The following is a 23,366-nucleotide window of genomic DNA, read 5'->3' on the forward strand; positions in this document are numbered from 1 at the left end:
AGAGGCGTGGTATTCTAGAGTTTTCCTAAATAAAGATACTAGAAGAAATAAGTGACAGCAACATTAATTTTAGGTATAGTCAGAAAATATAATCTGAATATTTATAAAATTTCAAGTAGGATTTCCTTTGGAGATATAGAAATTATATGTATATCATTTTGTTTCTTACCTTTAAACTTTTGCAATATATGATTAAAGCTTCTCAGCTAAAATATCGCATTTAATTTTTACCTATTTATATCTACTTTGATTTTTCAACATCTAAGTTGCTGTTATATAAAACAAATAGTGACATGCTAATTGTTTGCTCACTTTATTTTAACATTGCCTGTGGCAGAAAAGGTCCCTGACCATCCTAAGTGCGATCAGTCGCTCTCCTTCTCCCCTAAAAAAGGAGATTTTATGTCAGCTTTCCAATTTGTATTTATATATAATACAAATGCTTATTACCTCTTAGATTACTATTCTACTGGAATAAACCGAAGAAAAATCATTTCTTTAACTGAAATTCTATTTCACAGTAAATGAACTAGAAAACGATTATAAAATTAGGGGGATTACGATGACACAGCTTGATACACTACATCCAATTGTAGAACAGATCATTAACAATATTGAAAAATTGATGGTAGGAAAACGAAAAGAAACGATCTTAACTTTGACAGCTCTCTTAGCTGAAGGGCATGTTTTATTAGAAGATGTTCCGGGTGTCGGAAAAACAATGTTAGTCCGTACTCTTTCAAAATCAATTGATGCTAATTACAAAAGAATCCAATTCACACCTGATTTACTGCCGTCAGATGTAACGGGTGTTTCTATTTATAATCCAAAAGAATTGCAATTTGAGTTCAAACCTGGACCAATTATGGGGAATTTTGTGCTTGCTGATGAAATAAATCGTACATCGCCGAAGACACAATCTGCCTTACTTGAAAGTATGGAGGAAGGAAATATTACAATAGATGGCATCACAAGACCGTTACCAAAACCGTTCTTTGTAATGGCTACACAAAATCCGGTCGAATATGAAGGGACATACCCTTTACCTGAAGCTCAGCTTGATCGTTTCTTGTTGAAACTAAAAATGGGCTATCCTACAGCAGAAGAAGAATTTGAAATTTTAAACCGCATGGAAAAAGCAAATCCACACTCTCATATACAAGCTATTATTACAATTGAAGAATTACTGAACTTACAACAAAGGGTTCGGAAAGTAAGCATAGACAAATCCATTAAGCATTACATCGTAAAGCTTGTTAATCAGACTCGTTCTTATAGTTCTATACAGCTAGGTGCAAGTCCACGCGGCTCAATTGCTTTAATGAAGGCTTCACAGGCTTATGCATTCATCCATGGCAGAAATTATGTTATTCCAGACGATGTAAAATTTTTAGCGCCCTACGTTTTAGCTCACAGACTTATTTTAAAAATGGAGGCGAAATTTGAAGGTATAACGGAAGAAAAAATCATCGCAAAAATCGTTGCACGAACCACTGTGCCGACTCAAAGGGCGATGAACTTTTGATGAAACGACTACTTCGAACAATTTATCACGTTGTAAAATTATTGCTACTTCCTTTAAGCCTAGTCTTAACATTTGTATATGCCATGTTGCAAGGGGGATTTGTAAGCTGGTTTTTATTTTACAGTACAATTCCTTTCAGCCTTTACTCATTACTCCTTCCCTTCTATGCCTTACGGGACGTTGAAGTAAGTCGAATAACAAACAAAAAGGAATATATAGCAGGAGAACCATTTAAAAGCACGATTACAATAAAGAGAAAACTTCCTTTTCCCTTATTTTATTTAGTTGTAGAAGATGAACTACCACCACATTTTACAAGTTATAAACAAACAAAGACGAATAAAGTAGTTCTCTTTCCTGGATTTAAGCGCACTATTTCATTTCAATATATCATTGATACAATTCCTAGAGGAGAACACAACTTTTCGAGCGTACATATAAAAACTGGGGATCTATTCGGTATTATGGAAAAAGAGGCAACTTTTTCGGTCCCTGATACGTTTTTAGTCTATCCTCATTATGTAGATATAAAGTATCGCCAACTAGAAAACCATTTTGAACAAGGAGCGCTTTCAGCAAATATAAATTTAGCAAAAGACTCTACAGTTTCTGTCGGTGTCAGAGAATATATACCCGGTGATCGTTTTTCTTGGATTGATTGGAAAGCAACTGCACGAACAAACAATATTATGACGAAAGAGTTTGAGCAACAGCGCAGCCACAATATCATGATATTTATGGATAGAACACCATCTCCTCTATTCGAATTAGTCGTTTCGTTTACCGCCTCCATTGTGAGAGCTGTCTTGAAGCAAAATTCACCAGCGTCATTCGTGTCTGTTGGCAAAGAACGAACCATTTTCCCTTTAGATAATGGAGATACTCAATTGCAACAAATCTTTTGTCATTTAGCAAAAGTACAAGCAGACAGTATGTTCCCGCTCTCTCAAAGTGTAGAAATGGAACTAAAGAAAATGTATCAGCCAATCACTATAATACTTGTCACAAGCGATCTTTCTCTCGATATTCAAAAAGCAGTTGATTACGCAGCGATTAAAAATAGAAGATTAATAGTGGTCGTCGTGAAAGAAAAAGAAAACCAACTCTCACATCGTGAACTTAGTATTCTAGAAACTCTACAAAAACGAAAAATAATTGTAAAAGTTGTTTATGAAAACCGTTATACGAACGTGTTTTTTGAGGTGAGCAAATGAAAACATTACAAGTGAAAAATCAATGGGATATGAGTAAATTCTTTATACATATATGCGGCTTTCTTCTTTTACTAGAGTGGGTAAAACCGCTTATAGGTATTACAAATGTAGGTAGATTAGATATTTTTGTAATATTTATAGGAATTTGCTTTACCCTCTCATTTTTTCAAGCGAAGTGGCAAATTCCAATTAAGGTTGTAAGCATTTTATTCATCATTCATTCCTTATATTATAAAAATGTTTTTATAAATCCATCATGGCTTACAGCATTCGTTTCTGATATTTTTCAAAATACTTCCCTGTTTTTTCAGGGGAATTTGCTAGATATTTCTCCAGTTTTTCCGACATTCTTATTTTTTCTATCATTTTGGTTTTTGAGTTCTTTCATCTCTTTTTGGATGATTCATAAAAAACGTGGCTTGTTATTTCTAATTTTGACTATTATTTATATCTCGGCTTTTCATAACTTACATTTATACAATTCAAAATATGCAATAATTCGTACCCTTGTCATCGCTTTTTTTATGCTGAGCCTTCTTCAAATTGAACGGATAAAAGCGAATGAACAATTACAAAATTATGATAGACATCTCACAAAATTACTTAGGCCTCTTGCGATATTTATAATATTGTCAACAACCATTGCCTACATTGCTCCAAAACCCGGCCCTCAATGGACCAATCCGATGAATTTTTTGAAATTCAACACATCTGAAGTTAGTAAAAAACAAGAAGTTTCTAAAATCGGATACGGCTTAGATGACTCGCAATTAGGTGGGCCTTTTGAAGCAGATAATACAGTTGTTTTTACGGCGCAAATGCAAAACAAACAATATTGGAGAGTAGAAACAAAGGATTTTTATACAGGTAAAGGCTGGGAGATTTCGGAAAAACCAAAAAAAATTTCTTTTCAAAAGAAGAATGAAGTCATGAAATGGTATGAACGAAATACAAAAACGGTAGTATCCACAGCAACGATTACGATGCAAAAAGGTTATCCTCACCTTATTTATCCAGCAGGTTTACTATCAGTTGAGGCTGCTTCTGATATATCATACAGCGTGGATCCATTTTCTGAAAAAATTGATACGTTGTACGGAAATTCTTCTACTGTTCTAAATTCATATAAAGTAACATATGAAACCCCGCAGTTTTCTATAGAAGATTTGAAAGCTGTAAAACCGAATGAAGGTAATGAAACAAGTTCTTATTTCATGACAAAGTACACACAAATTCCTGAATCATTACCACAACGAGTAAAAGAATTAGCTTTCAATCTAACAAACGATAAAGAAAACCGATATGATAAAGTATTAGCGATCGAAAATTATTTCACAGCCAATTCATTTAAATACGAAACAATCAATGTTACTGTGCCTGGTAAAGAGCAAGATTATGTAGATCAATTTCTTTTCGATACACAAAAGGGGTACTGTAATAATTTTTCAACGTCGATGATTGTATTACTTCGTTCGACCGGGATTCCCGCTCGTTGGGTAAAAGGCTATACAGAAGGAACTCTTGATAATACATATACCAGTTTAGAAGGTGATAACGTTTATAAAATTGCAAACAATAACGCACACTCTTGGGTTGAAGTATACTTTCCAGGATACGGATGGATTCCATTCGAACCAACGAAAGGATTCACCAATCCCTATAATTTTATAAACCATACTCCTACATCTACTACACAAAATAGCGAAGAAACTAATTCTAACAACGGACAAATACAACAGCGGAACAATGAGGCAAAGTTGAAAGGTTTAATGGAAGATACAGAAGTAAACTCTACTAAAAAGATAACAGATTCTAAAAAAGGTTTTTCTTGGTGGTACTTTATCCTCTCTACTATTCTAATAAGTATCACAGGGTACATTCTCTTTACTACTAGAATGAAATGGATAACATGTTTTATAACTCATTTCTATAAATACAGAAAAAATGATACCGTATATCCAAAAGCATACAATGCACTTTTAAAACAATTTGCAAGAATCGGTATTCCCCGTAATGAAAGTCAAACATTACGAGAGTACGCACTCCGTATCGATATGCTTTATAATTCAACTGATATGCAACAACTAACTCTTAGTTATGAAAATGCTATATATCAAAAGGAACAGGCCGCAGTCGAGTGGAACAAATCCGTACACTTATGGGAAGTGCTTATGAAAAAAGCAGTCTCTCTGCCTAAATCAAATGACTTCGATGCAGTGATTTAATTTTGATAAAGTGAGTTAAAAGAAAATGCCTCAAAGACTATGATCTACTTTGTTCTTTGAGGCATTCTTTTTAAATAAATATAGAGGAGAGATAGCTAACTTCTAATCCCTCCGCCAACCTATTCATATCTTCTACATTCACTTTAGATTTAGTAAGCATCTCTCCATTCACCATCCCTTCAAGGCACTCCACTAAAATATATCGATTCCAATACATGAAATGAGAGATAATTGCAGCCGTTGACCATTTCCCCTCACAAATAGGACTAAAAAATAACTTTTCATTTACTGTCTCTAAAAAAATAAGAAAAGGGATTAACTGATTTAGTTCTCCAATAATACAATGAGTTGACTTTTTCATAATCTCCTCTCCTTTGTCTTAAACGTGTATAACCTCGTTCTAATTTTAGAACGGGGTTATACACGTTTGACTTTACCATATTTTAAAAAATAGCAATAACGCGCTTTTCAAGTTAAGTGAATAATTAAAGATTTACCGATAATTGTCATGGATTGGTTGGAACAAATCTTCTTTGCTAGTTCGAACAACAGAAAAATTGTCAACATTGTAATGACCATGAAGTATTTCATTATGATGACTGATAATCTTCTCAGCAGGTAGAATGGAAGAATCCGTCGTCGAATGACCATCCCCTACTAAAGTAACATCAAAATGATTCACCGTTGCAGTTCTAACCGCTGTGTCAATACAGTGTTCTGTTTTACATCCCATCATAACAAGATGTTCGATCTCGTTTCCCTTTAAAAAATCCATTAATGGTGTTCCATAAAACGCATTTGTAGCTGCTTTATCAAATATTTTTGCGGAAGTTGGCACATTTATTTTCGTGTGTATTTGAAACCCGGGACCTTTTCCTTCAGTAACATCCTTATCCCTTATAAAGATGATTAAAGCGTGTGATTCTAATGCCTTATTAATAACTAAATTAATGTTATCTAATAAGGCTTCTTTATTAAACACACTTTTCGTTTCATTATTGCCATCAACTAATTCTTGTTGAACATCAATGATTAGCAAAGCTTGGTTCAATAGAAAAACCCCTATTCATTATAATTTTTTACACCTGTTCTCCAAACCTATCTTCATTATAAGATTCATAATATCGCCCCCTCTATCTTTTAACTTATTTCGTGATAGAACTATACAATCCTCTTTTTCAACCTAGCATCATTTAAAAACTATTTTCCTTTTGTTATTCAATTATACGGTCCTTTAATCAAATAATTAATTTTTCCTGAAGATAAACCAAGGCTAAGAAAAAAGTCAATTGAACAAATTGACTTTTTTCCCGACTATGTATTAGAGCAACTGATTCCTTCAAGTTACATTGAACAAGCAACATCTGTCCAAATAAAGACCAACGATTTTAATCCTTATTTTGCTACGGCAGACCATCATCAAGGATACGGCTATCAAATCTAGATGAACTCTTACTCTAATTCATATCGTATGGATGGTTTATATGGTCAATATGTTGTAATGCTGCCACATAAAAATGCAGTTATAACATATATTTCAAATAAACCACAAAATATGACAGGTGTTCTTGAACTTACATGGGAGACATTAATCGATAAACTATAATCTTATCGAGGATTATATGTTGTTATGTTAATACGCATTCTTCTTATTATATGTAACAAAGATATTAGCTTGTTCAAGTAAACAAGCTAATAGAAACATATTGTTATGCCATTAAAGGGTGCGATTGTTAAGCAAGAAGTAAAAGGGCGATACATATTATATATGAATAATATGTATCGCCCTTTATTTTTAATGAGTTTCTAGAATTTAGGTCTTGATAAAATTACCTAATTTAGGCTTCTTTTTATCTTACACCGTAAAGTGAATGTTATAATAAACGACCTAAATTAATATAATATTTGACAGTGAAATTCTTAAATAGATGGCAATGGCCTTTGTCATCTATTTAAGAATTTCGTGTATTAATTAGAGTACTATGAAGAGAGGATAGTTCGTTTAATATAGAAACGAGTATCCTCTCTTTTTATACATATTAAAAATATAAACAGGTTGTTTGAATGTTTAAACTATACAAGCAGACCAAGAAAAATCTAAATATTTCTTTTTGTGGTAATATAAGGATTGAAAACAACTTATTTTAAGTCTAAAGGAGACGTTTAAATGACAACAATAAGGATTGAGAGAGCATCTATTATAGACGCTGAAACATTAACAGAAATTTCGAAAAGAACCTTTGGTGAAGAAGCAAAAAAATGGCTCCCAGACCAAGAAAGTATAATTGACTATAACATTCAGCCACCAGGTTATGCTTCAATTGAAATGACCAAGTATATGATTAATGAATTAAATTTCTTCAAAATTTTTTACAACGAAACGATTGTGGGGGGAATTATTGTCACGATTTCAGGTCACTCTTTTGGGAGGATAGACCGTATTTTTGTAGACCCTAACTATCAAGGGAAAGGCATAGGATCAAAAGTCATAACTTTGATAGAAAAAGAGTTTTTAAATGTGCGAGCTTGGGATCTTGAAACATCTAGTAAACAGATCAACAACCACTTCTTTTATGAAAAGATGGGATATGAAGCAATCTTTAAAACAGAAGATGAATATTGTTACATAAAGAGAATAGAAACTTCATCAGGAATAGTAAACTTAGTTGAAAATGAGGATATTTCAGATACCCAATATGAAAACTGTAATATGGCTAAGACAGAGTGTTATCAAGTAACTCTAAAAGGCAGTTCGTTTAGCAACAGTAATATGATGAGCAGCCATATTAACAACTGTAATCTCAGTCATTCAAAGTTTCACAATATAAATTTAAAAAACACATTGTTTGCCGATTTAAATTTTTCTAATAGCGAAATGGCTTTAGTGACGTTAGATGGGGTTCGTTTCGTTGATACAAATCTTGGAGATCAGGACAATCCAATCACGTTTAATAGATGCAACCTCAAAGGAAGTAAAATCACTCATAGTAATCTTAGGAATGTAGAAATACAGCAAAGTGATATCACAGGTATGAAGATAAACAATATCCCAGTTGCAGATCTTCTTGAGTTGTATTATCAAGTAAATAAAAAGTAATCAATGTACGCATAAAAAACACTAGCCTTTATTTAATGAACGTTTGTTTTAAATAGCAATTTTTAAAGGAGCTTATCTATTTATCTTGTCTAGGAAGTGAGCTCCTTTATTTTCTAATTGCTTATTATAAAAAGTGATCATAAACCTCCCTTTGATTTATATAAGTTTTATTTCATCGATAATCTTATATATCCCCTCTTCAATCCTTTCTATTTTTACATTCGATACATTCAGCTTCAATATTTTTTCTTTTGGAAACGAAGATAAATAATTTTTTTCAATCGAATCTACTATTACTTTAGTTTGTAGTAACTTTCGAATAAGCGGTCGAACGATAATCTTCTTATTTAAAATGATGTGTGTATGCACACACGGCAAATTTGCATCATGATATCGAAATAACTGATTGTTTATGCTACTCCATTCTTTCAAAGAATCAGCTAACTTCTTGGATCTTTCATAATAGGAAGCACGAATTTTTTGTTTATGCCGATCAAACATCCCGCTCTTTATGTAAACCTCTAGCGCTGCTTGTGAAATCATCGAGCTATCGATATCTTGTAATTTTTTATATGTTAAGAAACTTTCAGTTAAACAATTAGGTATAACGGCAACACCAACACGGAGTCCAGGAAAAATAATTTTAGAGTAACTTTTCAAATAAATAACATGAGAGCAATCATCATAACTATACATCGGATCTGCTTTAGTATCTCTTTCTAAATCCGCTAAATAATCATCTTCCACAATGAACACATCATACTTTTTCGCTAAGCGGACAATAGTTTCTTTTTCTTTCTTAGAATACGATGTTCCTAATGGATTATGAAATCTCGGCATCGTATAAAAGAATTTAATGTCTTCTGTTCGAAAAATACGTTCTAATTTATTTAAGTCAATCCCTTCAGCTGTTCGTTCTATGCCAATCACCGGGATGCTGTTCGTTTCTAAATATTCGATATACAAATGATAACTTGGTTGTTCAATTAAAATTGTTTTCTTGTTATTTGGAAATGGAATAGAAGTTAACAAAGATAATGCTTGCTGTACACCTGATGTAATAAAAATATTTTCTTCATTCGTAAATACTTGATAGTTTGTTAGTTGTCTTTGAACAACTCGAATTAACGAAGGCAAGCCTTTCGGAGTTCCATATATAAATAAATCATTTTTGTATGTATCAATTGCTTTATTTATGCAATGCTGAAAATCCAAATATGGAAAAACATCTGGATCAGGCGCAGATGTTGCAAAGTCTATGACACTACTATGTCTAACATGATTTTCATTTGTTTTTTTCACAACATAGTATCCGCTCTTCAAAACGGAGTATATCAAATGTCTTTTTTCTAGCTCTTGAAGCGCACGAATTATGGTACTTTTCGTGCATTGAAAACGGGTACTTAATGATCGAATAGAAGGTAATTTATCTCCTTCTTTCAATTCACCAGTTTGAATTAACTTTTCTAAATCATTAAAAACAATTAAATATTTATACACGTTTACACCTCCTTCTTTATATTTTTGTACCGGTACAGATCATATTTATTTGTATTGTAGCACCCACAAGAAAGTATTACCATTTACATATACTGGCCAGTAAGAAAATTGATGATACGAGGTGTTATTATGACACAAACAAAAAAAGCTTACGCCGCAGCAATCCTTTATACATCTATAATTGGTTTTTCATTTATGTTTGTAAAACTGACCCTTACAATCACAGGGCCGCTGGATACATTGGCTCATCGATTTACTGTTTCTTTTCTAACCGCATCCATTCCAGTCATATTCGGTTTGATTAAATTAAATATTACGTTTAAAAATATGCTTTCTATTTTACCTGTAGCCATTCTATATCCAGCATTATTCTTTACTTTTCAAGCATTTGGATTAGTGTATACATCTTCATCTGAAGCAGGAATTATTCAAGCTACCATTCCAATTTTCACAATGGTATGCGCTTCTTACTTTTTAAAAGAACGAACAACAATTTGGCAAAAAATTTCGCTTCTTTTATCCGTATCTGGGGTCATTTTCATTTTCACTATGAAAGGATTAGGCTCCCATACTACTAGTTTTACCGGCGTTATACTGATTCTCTTATCAGCATTATCATCAGCTGGCTATAACGTACTAGCACGAAAGATGACAAAACAATTTCGATTAATTGATGTAACGTATATGATGACTGTAATTGGATTTGTTTGCTTTAATACATTATCTATCGGAAACCATATTGCAGCTGGAACTATACATTTATATTTTCAGCCCTTTACAAACTCGTTATTTTTAGTTTCCATCTTATATTTAGGAATCCTTTCATCACTGTTAACAGCATTCCTATCAAATTACGCTTTATCCATTGTAGAAGCATCGAAAATGAGTGTATTTAGCAATGTGTCTACTTTAATTACAATGTTCGCTGGTGTTATCTTCTTACAAGAAGAGCTCGCGTATTACCATATTATTGGGGCAATCATAATTATACTCGGCGTATTAGGTACAAACTTTTTAGATGAAAAATTTATTTCAGCGAAGAAGAAAAACGTTAGTGCGTAGAAAAAAAGCCTGTTTTGATCTAATCAAAACAGGCTTTCAACGATATTAGATACTCTATTCATTATTTTATAACTGCTCTTGTGCCTCTAATCTAAGCATCGCTCCAAAATATTGCGAAGCAGTCGTAAAAGCAATAAATGCACAAAGTTCACTTATTTCTTTTTCACTAAAACATTCCCTCAAAATATCAAAAATTGCATTTGATATATCTCCTTTTTGCTTTAAAAATACTTCCGCAAATCCTACAGCAATCGAAATTTTTTCATTAAACTTTTCAAGCTCAGGTTTTCCCTTTGCTTTACAATATTCACAACCATTACTTTGTGCTAACGTTCTCCTTACTTGTTCTTTTAATTCAGCAGAGAGTAATCCATCTTTTTCTAGTACATCTCCTAAGCGAGACCACCCTTTCATCACTTCTATGTTATGTCCTAAAAGTCTTTGAAATGGTGATTCTCCGAAATTAGATTCTATAATTCTTGCCATTTAAAGCACCTCCTTGTTATATTAATAATAAAAAATAAACCCATTTAATCCCATTAAAATAATAACGAATTGAAGAAAAATATTTAAAATAATTAACAAAAGAAAGAGGTTTTCTTTAAATAATGAAAATAGATAATATTGATAAAAAAATAATAGATGAATTACATAAAAATAGTCGGTTATCAATGAGTGAAATTGGCAGAAGAGTTAATTTATCTTCACCTTCCGTAACAGAACGTGTAAGACAAATGGAATCGTTTGGAATCATAAAAAGATATACTTTAGAAGTTGCTTATGAGAAATTAGGTTTACCGATCCAATGTATCATAGAAGCAACAGTTAAGAACGGAGACTATAAATCGTTTAAAAATTATATAGAGAACCTTCCAAACGTAGAGTTTTGTTATCGTATAGCAGGAAATGCTTGTTATATGCTAAAAATGCAGTTTGAAGATTTCGCTAAAGCAGAGAAATTCATTGAAGATGTAAATCCATTTGCACATACTGTTACACATTTTATTTTTTCACCGGTTCAAACAAATTTACGAATTAATACGGACTAAACACCCGCCTAAAAATCACTAAAGTTTAATAAATTATCCTAAATCTTTAGTGAAAGAATTTGAAAAAGATTTAGTTAATCTGATTAGGATTAGCGGACCTTCATCACATTAGTGTAAGAAATCAGTTTTCGAAGATATTCGCAGGAGGATTTATTATGAAAAAGAAAATTACTTATAGTGTAATTGTTTTAGTAACTTTATCAGTAGGAACGTACATCACTCTAACATATAATGATAAAAAAACAGAAGAAAAAGTTCAGGAAAAACCGAAAGTTCAAACCATTCAAAAGCAACAAAAAGATAGTTATGTAGTTAGCAATGATGATTTATCTAAAGCAGCTCAGTCTATTGGAGAAATCAAAAACGAGCAAACTATAAATGACATGATGATAAACATGTCTTTCCAAAAACTCACATTCAATGGGAATAATCTTCATGTCCGTGGTACCCGTGATGTAGGTCGAGTTCAAATGACCAAAGAAAACATTCACTACTTAAAAAACAACTTAAATGTTATCAATAATGATGAAAGGCCAAAATATGAATCTATTCTGAACAAATGGTACAACGGAAATTTCGAATCTGCAGTTGAAGACTATCGAGAAATTCTTTATTTACGTTTTGGAAAAAAGCAAAATGTGGAGGGATCTAAACTAGCTAAAAAAACTGATAGCGATGAAAAAGAATATATTCTCCATTTCTTTGGTCAAGAAGGATTAGCTATTCATAATAAAGAGTGGAAACAGGGCGAGTTGTAGAAATAAAGCTAAATTTCACTCCACTAGGAAGTACAATGTTTTTACTCTACAATACGATATTTCCACTGTAAAAAAATTAAAACACTTCAATTTAATATCGAATTGAAGTGAACATAATGCAAAGTCTTAAATCTTTAAATTGGATATCACTATCTTTTTACCATTGTTTATTTATAATGCTGCCGTATTAGTTTCAATGATTGTTATATAAAATGAGTTTGGTTAGGTGCGTTTACTTATTTAGAAATATAAAGTACAAGATGAAATAAAAAAGTAGCTGATAAGCTACTTTAGTCGTTTAAGTATTCATTCTATATTTCTTCATGTATTGATATCGATACATTATATATTCGCAAAATTCAACTTTTGATTTGCTATTCTTTGCTACACACTAATGTCTCATAATCAAATATTCTTAAGACTTAGAGCAGATATTTTATCTACATTGTCTTCATTTATTTCGTTACAATATCAAAGACCCGTCTATTTCTTCAGCTGTGCGAACACAATACAATAAAAACATTCCGTATGAGATGATTAATGTTAACCAGATCATGTGCTCACTCCTTATCTTTTACTAATTTTTAATTGATTCCTATATTGTTAGTTTAATTCTTTTATTTTAATGTAGAAATTCATTTTCCTTACATCTGTCTTACATTATTGTAAGTTATCTACCTCAATTGTTCATTTTAATAAAACCCACATTTATTGTGTAAATTCTACATAACAAAAAAGCACCTATTATCATAGGTACTTCAGATTTATACATATTTAGTATGAAATGAAAAAAGAATATGTACAAAGCGTATTCCTTGTTTACTTCTTTATAGAAATATTTATATTACTGGTGTGCATGTTAAAGGAATAGGTAACTGTAACAGTAAACATAATTCTATCCTATTTTTTATAGTTTTAGAATAAAGTTTGATTAAGAATAGATTGCTAAATCCTATTCGGACATAAATAAGGATCCTCCATTTGAAAGTAAGGATAAACAATCTCAATAAAAACAAATAATTTTAAAATAGCTTTAAATAAGTGAAACCCTATTTGTTTGAAACGCTCCCAAATATTGATTTAAACAATAAAGAGGAAATTGATAAAGTCTTACCGTGGTCAATGGATTTATCATCTAGTTGCAAAGTACCGAAAAAAAGTGAAGAAAACAAAAAGCAACTCTAAAATCAACCTTTGTTGTATATTTGGAGTTACTTGACGTTTACCAATCAAATCTTTTCAACACTATATATATTTTTTATAGGTTATTTTTTACCTTGTTCACCACTTGCTATTAACGTACTTCCTGAAAATGTCTCTTTCTGTATGAAAACTTTATTAATTAACTCTTTCTCTTCCTCTTGTGACATTACCCCCTTACCTTCACCAAGGTTCCCGCTTTGTAATTTCCAAATTGTATTATGATCGGCATTAACCTTCTCGTATTTCCCTTGTTTCCACCTTTCTAAAATATCTATATATGCATTTTTATGATCCATATCACCGCTCTTAATAACCCCTAATAAACTTTCAATTCGTTCTTGCGTTATAAAAATATAACCCCACTTTTGATCCGCTTTTACTTTTTGATGTGCCATTTCGTGTAATGCAATTTGTACTTTTTCATCAGTCCACTTAAAACCTTTATTAAAATCACTATTTGGTAACGAGTAATTACTATTATCTAACAGCTTTGCGTTTTCTGCTTTTACTTTGCTATCAGCTAACACTTCCACTGCTGGAGCCACTGTTGGTGTTTTTTTAGTAGTTGGTTTACTTTGATTGAGGTAATATAAGATTCCATAAGTAAGTGCTACACCGATTACTACCATCCCAGCAATGATTCCTAGTATTTTTAATAGCGTTTTCATTGTCCGTTTTTCCTCCCCAGCATTCCATTACTTATTTTCTTCCTATCTATTTCGTTATTCACAAAAATTATCCATCTGTTCTCTCCCCCAAAAATACTATTTTATTAAAATCTTTAATAGGTTTCCTTTTATTGTATTTCTTTTCAGTTTAATATTGCAAGATTATTCTGTAAAATAACCATAACTTTATACATTGGAAGTTTTCTTCATCATTTATAACTATGTGTACCCCGTATCTTTTAAAGTATTTTAGATTGAGGTCTTGCTAAAATCAAAAAGTCGCATTTTTTTACAAACATCATAACTTTATTTCAAAAACACATTCACATGTATATATCACCAACAAGACTTAACTACAAAAGCAGAACAGAAAAATAGCCAGTCTTCACCACTTTAAAGCGAGAAACCGGCTTTATTTTATAACTTGTAATCATTTTTATTCTCTTTCTACTTGATTTATATACCTTATCTAAAAACCTCTAAATTCTCACAAAGAAAATCATCCAATGTACGCGGTTCTCTACCAAGCAACTGCTTCACGGTGCCCATAGGTCTTTCTGGCAACATCACAGACATGGTTTGAATTTCTAAAACATGATCTGCAAGCCAATGAGGCATATGTTCATGCTCGATTAGATTACGTCGTAATACTTGAGGGTTCATGTTGATATAGTTAATTGACCTACCTAGAAGAATGGAAAGTTTTCTCGCAATCTGCGGATAGCTGAATACCGCAGCGCCAGTAAGAGTATATATTTTCCCAGCCACTCTACTGTTAGTCAAAACTTCCACAGCAACATCTGCAATATCTCGGCAATCAACGAAGTTACATGCAGTATCACCCATAGAACCACAGAAAACGTCTTGAGTTTTTATCGCAGGTGCAAACCTTAGAATATTTTGCATAAACGCATATGGACGTAGCACAGTATGAGTGATGTTAGATTCAGCTAAAGTTTTCTCGATTTCATGATGCCAACTTGCTACAGCTACTGGAGACTTTGGATTAAAAGCTGGACTAGATACTTTTACGATGTGCTCAATTCCGATTTCCGCAGCAATGCGAATAATCGTAGTCTCCAGCTCAACTTGTCTTGGACTGTTAGACATCGCAAGGAAAAGCTGGCTTGCTCCTGTAAACGCACGGCGCAATGATTCAGGTTCAGCTGCATCAGCAGACTTGATTTCAACCAGTGATTGATCTAAATCACCAATTTTTATACGTAATTTCTCGGGATCTCTACTTATCGCTCGAACAGGAATACCAAGGTTAACTAAACTTTTCAAAAGCGCACTGCCAATCGTACCTGTTGCCCCAATCATAACAATCATTTTCTATCTTCTCCTTTGAATGAAATAATGTTTTTGAAGTTCATTCGCCAACGCCATATTATCATTGAACTTGCGATTATTGTAGATAGCGGAAAATCAATCCATACCCGATTTAACCAGACAAAGTGTTTGGTCGGCCACAACACTTCCATTAAAAAAGTAGTCATCCATGCAGTAAAAATGCCAAACGTAGCCCCAATCAATGTGAAAACTACCATCACAACTAAGTAATTTACACTGATAAGCCATTGATTATGAATCCCTTGTCTCTCTAGCCAAAGACCAAGTATCAAAGCAACAATGGCTGATGTTCCTCCAATTGTTGTCAGTGCACCAATTTGAAGGTCCTTGCTACCAGTAATCACTCCTCCAATGCCTGCCATCATGGCAGGAGCTACATAAGCCATCAATACTTCACGCCATAATACAAAAGTTTTTGTCTTGGAGTTTAAATCTGTAATAACATATACCCCTTTCGCTTTATCCGGATACTTTATCGTTTTCATGTATTCACCTCCTTTCTATTTTGAAATCTTTTTAATATAATTAGTCACCTAACTATATAAGTGTGAAAATAGGCTAGCTTTACTAGCCCTTCCGAACTGTTCATTCTTTATTCATCTAGATCTTCCGTAAGTGCTGATATACCTTTTGTCACTCGACCAAGCAATTCAAGAAATACACTACGTTCCTCGATACTAAGTAGCCTAACCATACATTCTAGCCTTGCGAAGTGCTCTGGAGCCATTTCACTAAGCTTCTTTGCACCTTGCTCTGTTAAAATGACTGATTTTTGACGCCCATCTTTTGAACTAGGTCGACGGGATACAAGACCATCTCGTTCAAGAGTATCAATTAAACCTGTCACAGTAGCACGTGTGACACCTAAATGCTCTGCCAATTGCGAAGGTAATGCTTCTCCTTCGTTATCTTCAAGATCTGCCAATAAACGATAGCGCCCTGTTGATAAACCAAATCTTGAAAAATGAATCTCCGTGGCATGTCCAAGCTTAGCCCCCGCCGCCATTAGCCTAGTCGCAACGAGAACAGCTTGTGCATCAACGTCTAAATTGTAGCGATCAATTTGACGCTTAGATTGTATAAGTGAAGGAACAACCTCATTGTAATTTGTTACTTTAATATTGGCACTAGCAGTTGAAACTATATAAGCATCTTCCGTTTTTTTAGGGTCTTTCCTATTGCTCATGTATGTACCTTCTTTCTTCTTTTCAATTATTCAACAATTACAATTTATATAGTTAGTATGGCACCTAATTACTTTTTCTGTCAATTTATTTTTGATTTTTAAGCAGTAAAATTGTTTATTAAAAATTTATTAATTAGCTGATTTCGTTAAACTATTTAAAATAAAAATTTTTCTATAATTATTTTTCTTCTACTCTATCTAGCCATTCATTTATTAACGAATTAAATAAAACATTCTGCTCAATCTGCAAGTTATGTCCCGCTTTATCTAAAACCGCAAAAGTAGCTCGTGGAAACTTATCAAGCAGCTCCCAAGCATCTTTATAGCCTGTTACTGAATCCTGTTTCCCTAATACAAAGAGGCTTGGTTTTTCATACAGCGATAACTGACTATCCACATCAAATGAAAAAGCATATTGCTTCATTATTTTTGTTAAAAACGCCTCATCCGCTAATTTAATACCTGATATGATTTCTTCAAGATAACGTTGCCAATTATATTCATTAAGCACTACAAATTTCGAACTGAAACTCTCACATTCTTCATTACTTAACTGAGATAAAAACTTTTCATCTCGGTAAATAACCGTATGCGGAGGAAGCTGTCTCTTGCTTATATCCGGAATAATCAAAGGACAAATAAATGCTGCGCCATCTATTTTTTCTTTTCTTTTGGATATAACTCCTCTAGTTATGTATCCGCCATATGATTCACCTACAATTAAAAAAGATTCATATGGAATAATTGTATCTATAAATTTTAAAACAAGATCTAACATTCCATCAGAGGTTTGAATAGATTCATGTCCCTTCGTTTTCCCCATACCTGGCAAATCGATATAAATCCGTTTCCAACCTTCTCTTTGTATAAAAACAGGCTCCATACATCCCGACATCAATCTATGATCAGGAGAAAAACCATGAAGCATAATAATTGGTTTACCAGAACCATAAATTTCATAATGAACTTTAACATCCCCTATTAAGCATTCCATTATATCCACTCCGAATTTTCAGTATTTTCACTACTATAATAAAGGAAAAGTTCTATCTTTCCAAACAATTTATCTTATGTTTCTTATTGTTAAGTAAAGATCATTTTTATTTCTTTACATCCCGCACACAGTTGACATAATATAATTATATACACCTTGTTAACTACGTGCTTGCAAGAAGGTTTCTAAAAGCTGTTTTATTTCTGCTATATAACATCATTAGTTTTCGCACGATATACATGATCATAATTTTCAAACCGTCTAGCGAAAAGTGAATAAAAATATAGAATTCGATTGTTTTTATTCATCCCAATGTCTATATTTATTTATCTCACTCTTTTTTCTAAATGCATCTTCTAAGTCAATATCGAGTTTGTTAGCAAGATCAAAAAGATTCCATACCACATCATAAATTTCAAAACCTAACTGTTCCTTTAGTTTATTAATATCATCTGAATCATGTTTTGAAGAGATTTTTAAGACTTCTTGAACAACCTCTCCTATTTCTGTAACCAAAAATAATGCTCTTTCTTCAATCGTTGCGTTCTCAAAACCTTTATTTTTACTAAACTCTCTAACTTCTCCTTGTAATGTAGATATTTTCATTTGGCCAACCTCCCATCTGGAAACTTAGTAGAAATAAGTTTCTTTAATTCGCCATTATCACTATACTTACGCCCTAAAACATTAAATAGTATTAGTGAATGGGCCAAAGTAATAAAATATTTTTTGTAAATTATAATCTCAACACCTTATTACTCTTCCTCAAATAACTCAAGTTCCCTCTCCACAAACTCCATCAACTCTTCAATTGTTTGCATCGTAAAGTCAAAACGAATACCTGCTGCTTCATACACTTCTTTTACTGATTTTGTACTTCCTAAAGATAGCGCCTCTTTATAATTGATTAAAGTTTGTTTTGGATTTTCTTTAAATTGCTTATACATCTGCAGAGCACCTATTTGTGCAATTGCGTACTCAATGTAGTAGAATGGCACCTCGAAAATATGTAAAATAGACAACCACTTTGTCTCTAACCAATTTTCATAGCCTTCCCAATTCACAAAGTTAGAGTCATATGTTCTTGCTAGTTCTTTAAATTTCTCTTTTCTTTCGGCATGTGTATGGTTTGGATTTTCGTACATCCAATGCTGGAATTGATCGACCACAGTAATTATAGGTAAGTATTGTACCATCAATCGAAGTTGCTCACGCTTTGCTGTATTGAAATCTTCTTGATTTGGATAAAATATATTCCAATACTCCATCGTTAGGAGTTCCATTGTTGTGCTTGCCAGTTCTGCTGTTTCCATAGGAACATTTCGATATGGCCCTAGTTCAATGTCTTTCATAAGTTCATTATGAATACAATGCCCCATTTCATGTAACAGTACCACGACATCATCTTGTGTGTTACAACAATTCATGAATATAAACGATTGTTTAGAAGCAGGTAAAGATTCACAAAAACCTCCTGGTGCTTTTCCTTTACGACTATCTAAATCTAAGAGATTCTTTTCTTTCATCTCATGTAGTAATGCAGAAAAACGAGAATCAACATTTTCTAAAATATGAAAACATCCTTTTACTAATTCGTCTACATTTTGTACTGGTTGTAAAGGCTTCTCGTTTTTTGGAACTGCTCTAATGTCCCAAGGTCTAAAAGTATGTAATCCTAAAGTTTTTTGCTGTTTTTCTTGAAGTTTCTTCTGTAACGGAACAACATATTGACGCATTGCTTCTGCTAACTCAAGACATTCGGTTGCTGTATAATCAAATCGTTCATATTTTTTAAACATATAGTCGCGGTAATTTTGCAAACCAACATTTTGAGCTTTTTGATGCCGCAACGCAATTAACTTATCCATAATAATTTGAAGGTCCTCTTCAACTGATAACATGCTTTCTTGAATAAGAGTCATTGCATTTTTTCTAACCGTACGTTCAGGATTCTGAAGATACACCTGCATGTCGCTTAACGACTTTTCTTTACCTTTCCACATTACCGTTAAGTTACCTGTAATCTCGAAATACTTCGTTACTAACTCATCTTCTTTAATTTCTAAATCTATATTTTCTTCATTGAACAATTCAATGGCATTTTCTACTTTTTTATCCAATAAACCAAAATATTTAGGATCTAGCTGTAAACGAAATGGAGATTTATAGTATTTTCTGTCTAGTAAGCTTTTGTAGTGTTTCACTAATGGGTGCACATGCTTTTGATCAAAATCGAAAGCTTCTTTCGCTTGCTTGTCATCAGTGCTACACTGAAATTGAATATAATGTTGTTTGAGCTGTTCTTCTACTTCATCTAAAAATTGCGACTGTCGCTTCAACGACTCTTCAAGTTCCTCGCTAGATTGAATCTCTGTTTGTAATAAATCTTCAAATTGTTTGTGTAGCGTTTGTAAATCTCCGATAACGAAATATTCAGTATTATCCATACGTAAGACACCCCCTTCATACGATATTCTTCGCAACAAGTTTTAAATGCTCAGCAGGAATAATTTGTTTCACTGCTTCCTGCAAATCCTCTGCCAATACTTCTTCAATATGCTCCAAAGCAACTTCTAATATGCTGCACTCCATTGTTTCCACATTAAGCAGTGAATAATGATCATTTTTCTTAATTACCAAATATCTATGATCTTCTGTTACTAATAAAGCTCCTAGTTGAATTCCTAATACTCTATCATCTTCAAATTTCATATATATTCCTCCTATCTAAATAAATTTTACAATAAAAGGATATAAGAAGATACAAAATTATACAGATCGTATTAAATCGCGATGAAAGGGCATTTTCTTAAGTATAAAGGACTAGAAATTTGCTTAATAAGAAAATCAGCAATATCTCCATTATAAATTTTCAAACCAGGGATATCTCTTAAACTCACTTTTATGCTACCAGTGGCTACCCCCTCCATTACAAATGGTAAACGAATAAATGTCCAATTGAGATTACTTTTCAACAGCAGATTTAACTCTTTATACTTGTCTTTCATCATATTTGGAAAAAGAATTCGAAACATCCTTGCTCCTATTTTATTAAGGAAGCTTTTATGATCTCCTGGTACATCGACCGATCCACCCGAAACCACTATATATCTTAAAGACACCTCAATCTCCCTTTGAATAAAAATGATTTTGCTGTATATAAAGAAAAGAGACATACATTTGTATCTCTCTTTTCTTTCCACATTTTTCATTATACCAATTTGACACTGTATCTTATTCAAATTTCTTACATACTTCTTTAGTAAATCATTGGTTTTTTTATATTTTTTACGAATTATCACTGACATCTCAAGAAGTATTTCCTAATTAAGATATTAATTCTTCTCCAATAATTTTTACTTCTGTTTCTAATTCTACGTTAAATTTAGATTTTACCGTTTCTTGCACATATCTGATAAGTTTTACATAATCACTCGCTGTACCTTCACCTACATTCACCATAAATCCAGCATGCTTAGTAGATACTTGGACACCACCTATTTGTTTACCTTGTAACCCGCTATCTTGAATTAACTTACCAGCAAACATACCTGGAGGACGTTTAAAAACACTTCCACAAGAAGGATATTCTAATGGTTGTTTTGATTCACGTAAAAATGTCAATTCATCCATTTGTTCTTTGATTTTATTGTAATCTCCTTCTTGTAAAGCAAATGTCGCTTCTAACACAAGGTATCCTTCTCTAGAAATGGAACTGTTTCTGTATTCTAATTCTAAATCATCTTTATTTAAATTAAGAATTTCGCCATCTCTAGTTAGAACTAACACACTTTCAATAACATGTGATATTTCGCCACCATATGCTCCTGCATTCATGTATACTGCTCCGCCAACTGTTCCTGGAATGCCACAAGCAAATTCTAATCCAGTTAGATGATTTTCAAGTACAAATTTAGAAGTATCAATAATAGTTGCTCCGCTTTGAACAATGACCTTATTATCTTTTAATGAAATATCTGTTAACTTGGTTAAATTCAGAACAATTCCTCTAATACCGCCATCTTTAATAATTAAGTTTGAACCATTACCTAAAATAGTAAACTCAATATTATTTTGATTTGCATATTTTATTACATCTTGTACCTCTTGATACGTAGTAGGTAAAATAAAATAGTCCGCATTTCCACCCGTTTTAGTAAAAGTGTATTTTTTTAACGGTTCGTCTTTTTTAACTTTAGTATTATCTAATATATTTAATAAATCGTTGTATACTTTATCCATTTCCATAACCTCTTTACCTAGAATCTGTCTTATCCATTATAATGCATTTCATTTCAAAAAGACTAATGTATTATTTTTGAAAAGATTCAAACAATAGTTTGTGGTTTGGAAAGGCCTTACTATTTTGTGTAAATAACCACTTTTGCTTATTCTTTAATAAGATACTTTTTATAACTATAGTTTTAGAATAAAGTTTGAACAATAATTCCTCAGTTTGGGTTGTATTTGTTTTCAAATTCCGTTTTTGCAGTTTTAGTATATTTGTTAACAAACTCTGTTTTTGCTTCCGTATATCCATCTCTGTCATGTTCATATTTATCTATTAAGCTCATTTTCAAGTTACCATATTCTTTTGCAACATCTTTATGTAATTGTAAAAAATCTCTAAAATACAATTCATTCCAATTGCCTATATACCGAACATGAATATGAAATACTTTTTCAGCAAATCCACTTTCTGTATAACCTTTCATAAACATTAAATGAGGTGCTGGCTTTTGTGATTGCTTTTCGATGATATATCCGTTTTTCTCTAACACATTAACTAAAAATTTCAAATCGCAGTCTTCTGTTATTTCAAGCAATATATCTATCGTTGGCTTTGCTAATAATCCAATAACAGAGGTACTTCCAATGTGATTTATTCGTTCAATAAATTGTTTACCAATTATATTGCTAAATAATTTTTCTTCTTGTAAATACCAATCTTTCCATATTGGATTATGCTCTTTCAAAATAATCGGAAACAGTTCCCACAATTCCTCTAGTGACATTTCTGATAAGCTCCTACCCACTATACAATCCTCCATTTTACTTAGTAATCCGTTTTATAAAATTTTATTTCAGAGTTCTCTAAAATATTAATGCAACATCTCCATTTCTTAATCCTAAATCTTTTCCATCTTTGTAACCTGTATCTTCGCAGGGTAAGATTCGAGTATTTCACTATACTCTATTCTAACTTTGTCACCTGTTTGTAATTGCTTTACTATACTTGAATTATTAATGTGTAAAACAGCGTCAGCGGGAATTTTTCTTTTTAATCTTTCTTCTAAGTTTTTTCTGTCATAATCATCTTTTAAATACTTCTCTTCAATGAAAAACACAGCATCTCCCTTAAGCAAAATATAGCCATCTATCCAATTAGAAGCCGCATTATTATCTGTTTTCTTTGTAGATATTTTTAATTCATTACTTGTATCTGTTTTCCACATTAAAACCACTATGAAGATCAGTACAAAAAATATAATCATACCAACTGTTTGCATACTTTTTTTCATTTGCATCTCT

General features: G+C 32.4%; 25 protein-coding genes. 9 read left to right on the forward strand and 16 right to left on the reverse strand.

Annotated features, from left to right (window positions below):
* Window positions 1–562: 562 nt before the first annotated feature.
* Genes PLX19_RS07375 through PLX19_RS07385 form a run of 3 tightly spaced genes read left to right on the forward strand, consistent with a single transcriptional unit; the run spans window position 563 to window position 4,964 of the window.
* Entirely contained in the window at window positions 563–1,525 is a 963-nt protein-coding gene (locus PLX19_RS07375) for an AAA family ATPase (RefSeq protein ID WP_272187852.1), read from the forward strand.
* Window positions 1,525–2,739, forward strand: coding sequence for a DUF58 domain-containing protein (locus PLX19_RS07380; RefSeq protein WP_272187853.1), 1,215 nt, complete (start codon window positions 1,525–1,527; stop codon window positions 2,737–2,739). Before PLX19_RS07375 ends, PLX19_RS07380 begins: the two co-directional genes overlap by 1 nt.
* Window positions 2,736–4,964, forward strand: coding sequence for a DUF4129 domain-containing transglutaminase family protein (locus PLX19_RS07385; protein WP_272187854.1), 2,229 nt, complete (start codon window positions 2,736–2,738; stop codon window positions 4,962–4,964). Before PLX19_RS07380 ends, PLX19_RS07385 begins: the two co-directional genes overlap by 4 nt.
* A 70-nt stretch (window positions 4,965–5,034) precedes the next feature.
* Here PLX19_RS07385 and PLX19_RS07390 read toward each other — a convergent pair whose 3' ends face one another.
* Both PLX19_RS07390 and PLX19_RS07395 read right to left on the reverse strand, forming a co-directional pair.
* Window positions 5,035–5,325: a hypothetical protein gene (locus PLX19_RS07390; protein WP_272187855.1), complete on the reverse strand. Its 291-nt coding sequence runs from the start codon at window positions 5,323–5,325 to the stop codon at window positions 5,035–5,037.
* A 132-nt stretch (window positions 5,326–5,457) separates the two neighbouring features.
* Entirely contained in the window at window positions 5,458–6,015 is a 558-nt protein-coding gene (locus PLX19_RS07395) for an isochorismatase family protein (protein ID WP_272187856.1), read from the reverse strand.
* Between the two features lie 420 nt (window positions 6,016–6,435).
* Here PLX19_RS07395 and PLX19_RS07400 point away from each other — a divergent pair, with 420 nt between their 5' ends.
* Both PLX19_RS07400 and PLX19_RS07405 read left to right on the forward strand, forming a co-directional pair.
* Window positions 6,436–6,570 carry a hypothetical protein gene (locus PLX19_RS07400; RefSeq protein WP_272187857.1) on the forward strand — a complete coding sequence of 45 codons (135 nt, stop codon included), beginning with the start codon at window positions 6,436–6,438 and terminating at the stop codon, window positions 6,568–6,570.
* A gap of 561 nt (window positions 6,571–7,131) precedes the next feature.
* Window positions 7,132–8,061, forward strand: a complete 930-nt coding sequence (locus PLX19_RS07405; RefSeq protein ID WP_272187858.1) for a GNAT family N-acetyltransferase — start codon at window positions 7,132–7,134, stop codon at window positions 8,059–8,061.
* Between the two features lie 156 nt (window positions 8,062–8,217).
* Here the strand turns inward: PLX19_RS07405 and PLX19_RS07410 are convergent, their stop codons facing one another.
* Window positions 8,218–9,561, reverse strand: coding sequence for an aminotransferase-like domain-containing protein (locus PLX19_RS07410; protein ID WP_272187859.1), 1,344 nt, complete (start codon window positions 9,559–9,561; stop codon window positions 8,218–8,220).
* A 129-nt stretch (window positions 9,562–9,690) separates the two neighbouring features.
* Between PLX19_RS07410 and PLX19_RS07415 the strand changes: the two genes are divergently transcribed.
* On the forward strand, window positions 9,691–10,623 hold the full coding sequence (locus tag PLX19_RS07415) for a DMT family transporter (RefSeq protein ID WP_272187860.1): 933 nt from the start codon (window positions 9,691–9,693) through the stop codon (window positions 10,621–10,623).
* Between the two features lie 66 nt (window positions 10,624–10,689).
* Here PLX19_RS07415 and PLX19_RS07420 read toward each other — a convergent pair whose 3' ends face one another.
* Complete coding sequence (locus tag PLX19_RS07420; RefSeq protein WP_272187861.1) at window positions 10,690–11,109, reverse strand: carboxymuconolactone decarboxylase family protein; 420 nt, start codon at window positions 11,107–11,109, stop codon at window positions 10,690–10,692.
* 122 nt (window positions 11,110–11,231) lie between these two features.
* On the opposite strand from PLX19_RS07420, the gene PLX19_RS07425 reads away from it, so the two are divergent.
* The 3 genes from PLX19_RS07425 to PLX19_RS07435 all read left to right on the forward strand — a co-directional run bounded on the left by PLX19_RS07425 (window position 11,232) and on the right by PLX19_RS07435 (window position 13,615).
* On the forward strand, window positions 11,232–11,672 hold the full coding sequence (locus PLX19_RS07425; protein ID WP_272187862.1) for an Lrp/AsnC family transcriptional regulator: 441 nt from the start codon (window positions 11,232–11,234) through the stop codon (window positions 11,670–11,672).
* A gap of 155 nt (window positions 11,673–11,827) precedes the next feature.
* Window positions 11,828–12,430, forward strand: coding sequence for a DUF6241 domain-containing protein (locus PLX19_RS07430; RefSeq protein ID WP_272187863.1), 603 nt, complete (start codon window positions 11,828–11,830; stop codon window positions 12,428–12,430).
* A 1,053-nt stretch (window positions 12,431–13,483) separates the two neighbouring features.
* On the forward strand, window positions 13,484–13,615 hold the full coding sequence (locus tag PLX19_RS07435; RefSeq protein WP_272187864.1) for a hypothetical protein: 132 nt from the start codon (window positions 13,484–13,486) through the stop codon (window positions 13,613–13,615).
* Between the two features lie 80 nt (window positions 13,616–13,695).
* Here PLX19_RS07435 and PLX19_RS07440 read toward each other — a convergent pair whose 3' ends face one another.
* The 12 genes from PLX19_RS07440 to PLX19_RS07495 form a co-directional block, all read right to left on the reverse strand.
* Entirely contained in the window at window positions 13,696–14,301 is a 606-nt protein-coding gene (locus PLX19_RS07440) for a PRK06770 family protein (RefSeq protein ID WP_272187865.1), read from the reverse strand.
* 465 nt (window positions 14,302–14,766) lie between these two features.
* The gene (locus PLX19_RS07445; protein ID WP_272187866.1) at window positions 14,767–15,633 is read right to left on the reverse strand and encodes an NmrA family NAD(P)-binding protein; all 867 of its coding nucleotides are present in this window, start codon (window positions 15,631–15,633) and stop codon (window positions 14,767–14,769) included.
* On the reverse strand, window positions 15,630–16,139 hold the full coding sequence (locus tag PLX19_RS07450) for a hypothetical protein (RefSeq protein WP_272187867.1): 510 nt from the start codon (window positions 16,137–16,139) through the stop codon (window positions 15,630–15,632). The genes PLX19_RS07445 and PLX19_RS07450 overlap by 4 nt, the downstream gene beginning before the upstream one ends.
* Window positions 16,140–16,246: 107 nt before the next feature.
* Entirely contained in the window at window positions 16,247–16,840 is a 594-nt protein-coding gene (locus PLX19_RS07455) for a MarR family winged helix-turn-helix transcriptional regulator (protein ID WP_272187868.1), read from the reverse strand.
* 178 nt (window positions 16,841–17,018) lie between these two features.
* On the reverse strand, window positions 17,019–17,837 hold the full coding sequence (locus PLX19_RS07460) for an alpha/beta fold hydrolase (RefSeq protein ID WP_442869034.1): 819 nt from the start codon (window positions 17,835–17,837) through the stop codon (window positions 17,019–17,021).
* A gap of 297 nt (window positions 17,838–18,134) precedes the next feature.
* The gene (locus PLX19_RS07465) at window positions 18,135–18,440 is read right to left on the reverse strand and encodes a MazG nucleotide pyrophosphohydrolase domain-containing protein (RefSeq protein ID WP_272187869.1); all 306 of its coding nucleotides are present in this window, start codon (window positions 18,438–18,440) and stop codon (window positions 18,135–18,137) included.
* Window positions 18,441–18,589: 149 nt separating this feature from the next.
* Entirely contained in the window at window positions 18,590–20,281 is a 1,692-nt protein-coding gene (locus PLX19_RS07470) for a M3 family oligoendopeptidase (protein ID WP_272187870.1), read from the reverse strand.
* Window positions 20,282–20,297: 16 nt separating this feature from the next.
* The gene (locus tag PLX19_RS07475) at window positions 20,298–20,546 is read right to left on the reverse strand and encodes a hypothetical protein (protein WP_272187871.1); all 249 of its coding nucleotides are present in this window, start codon (window positions 20,544–20,546) and stop codon (window positions 20,298–20,300) included.
* Window positions 20,547–20,617: 71 nt separating this feature from the next.
* Entirely contained in the window at window positions 20,618–21,142 is a 525-nt protein-coding gene (locus tag PLX19_RS07480) for an NAD(P)H-binding protein (RefSeq protein WP_272187872.1), read from the reverse strand.
* 19 nt (window positions 21,143–21,161) lie between these two features.
* Window positions 21,162–22,082 carry a UDP-N-acetylmuramate dehydrogenase gene (murB, locus tag PLX19_RS07485; protein ID WP_272187873.1) on the reverse strand — a complete coding sequence of 307 codons (921 nt, stop codon included), beginning with the start codon at window positions 22,080–22,082 and terminating at the stop codon, window positions 21,162–21,164.
* Between the two features lie 203 nt (window positions 22,083–22,285).
* Complete coding sequence (locus PLX19_RS07490) at window positions 22,286–22,870, reverse strand: GrpB family protein (RefSeq protein ID WP_272187874.1); 585 nt, start codon at window positions 22,868–22,870, stop codon at window positions 22,286–22,288.
* Between the two features lie 93 nt (window positions 22,871–22,963).
* Window positions 22,964–23,362, reverse strand: coding sequence for a DUF3221 domain-containing protein (locus tag PLX19_RS07495; protein WP_272187875.1), 399 nt, complete (start codon window positions 23,360–23,362; stop codon window positions 22,964–22,966).
* Window positions 23,363–23,366 lie beyond the last annotated feature (4 nt).

It is taken from the genome of Bacillus sp. BP-3, from assembly GCF_028401955.1.
Taxonomy (GTDB): Bacteria; Bacillota; Bacilli; order Bacillales; family Bacillaceae_G; genus Bacillus_A.

Coding starts and splice junctions, on each gene's coding strand:
- PLX19_RS07375 (WP_272187852.1), top strand. CDS start 563: ATGACACAGCTTGATACACTACATCCAATTGTAGAACAGATCATTAAC.
- PLX19_RS07380 (WP_272187853.1), top strand. CDS start 1,525: ATGAAACGACTACTTCGAACAATTTATCACGTTGTAAAATTATTGCTA.
- PLX19_RS07385 (WP_272187854.1), top strand. CDS start 2,736: ATGAAAACATTACAAGTGAAAAATCAATGGGATATGAGTAAATTCTTT.
- PLX19_RS07390 (WP_272187855.1), bottom strand. CDS start 5,325: ATGAAAAAGTCAACTCATTGTATTATTGGAGAACTAAATCAGTTAATC.
- PLX19_RS07400 (WP_272187857.1), top strand. CDS start 6,436: ATGGATGGTTTATATGGTCAATATGTTGTAATGCTGCCACATAAAAAT.
- PLX19_RS07405 (WP_272187858.1), top strand. CDS start 7,132: ATGACAACAATAAGGATTGAGAGAGCATCTATTATAGACGCTGAAACA.
- PLX19_RS07415 (WP_272187860.1), top strand. CDS start 9,691: ATGACACAAACAAAAAAAGCTTACGCCGCAGCAATCCTTTATACATCT.
- PLX19_RS07420 (WP_272187861.1), bottom strand. CDS start 11,109: ATGGCAAGAATTATAGAATCTAATTTCGGAGAATCACCATTTCAAAGA.
- PLX19_RS07425 (WP_272187862.1), top strand. CDS start 11,232: ATGAAAATAGATAATATTGATAAAAAAATAATAGATGAATTACATAAA.
- PLX19_RS07430 (WP_272187863.1), top strand. CDS start 11,828: ATGAAAAAGAAAATTACTTATAGTGTAATTGTTTTAGTAACTTTATCA.
- PLX19_RS07440 (WP_272187865.1), bottom strand. CDS start 14,301: ATGAAAACGCTATTAAAAATACTAGGAATCATTGCTGGGATGGTAGTA.
- PLX19_RS07445 (WP_272187866.1), bottom strand. CDS start 15,633: ATGATTGTTATGATTGGGGCAACAGGTACGATTGGCAGTGCGCTTTTG.
- PLX19_RS07450 (WP_272187867.1), bottom strand. CDS start 16,139: ATGAAAACGATAAAGTATCCGGATAAAGCGAAAGGGGTATATGTTATT.
- PLX19_RS07455 (WP_272187868.1), bottom strand. CDS start 16,840: ATGAGCAATAGGAAAGACCCTAAAAAAACGGAAGATGCTTATATAGTT.
- PLX19_RS07465 (WP_272187869.1), bottom strand. CDS start 18,440: ATGAAAATATCTACATTACAAGGAGAAGTTAGAGAGTTTAGTAAAAAT.
- PLX19_RS07470 (WP_272187870.1), bottom strand. CDS start 20,281: ATGGATAATACTGAATATTTCGTTATCGGAGATTTACAAACGCTACAC.
- PLX19_RS07475 (WP_272187871.1), bottom strand. CDS start 20,546: ATGAAATTTGAAGATGATAGAGTATTAGGAATTCAACTAGGAGCTTTA.
- PLX19_RS07480 (WP_272187872.1), bottom strand. CDS start 21,142: ATGTCAGTGATAATTCGTAAAAAATATAAAAAAACCAATGATTTACTA.
- murB (WP_272187873.1), bottom strand. CDS start 22,082: ATGGAAATGGATAAAGTATACAACGATTTATTAAATATATTAGATAAT.
- PLX19_RS07495 (WP_272187875.1), bottom strand. CDS start 23,362: ATGCAAATGAAAAAAAGTATGCAAACAGTTGGTATGATTATATTTTTT.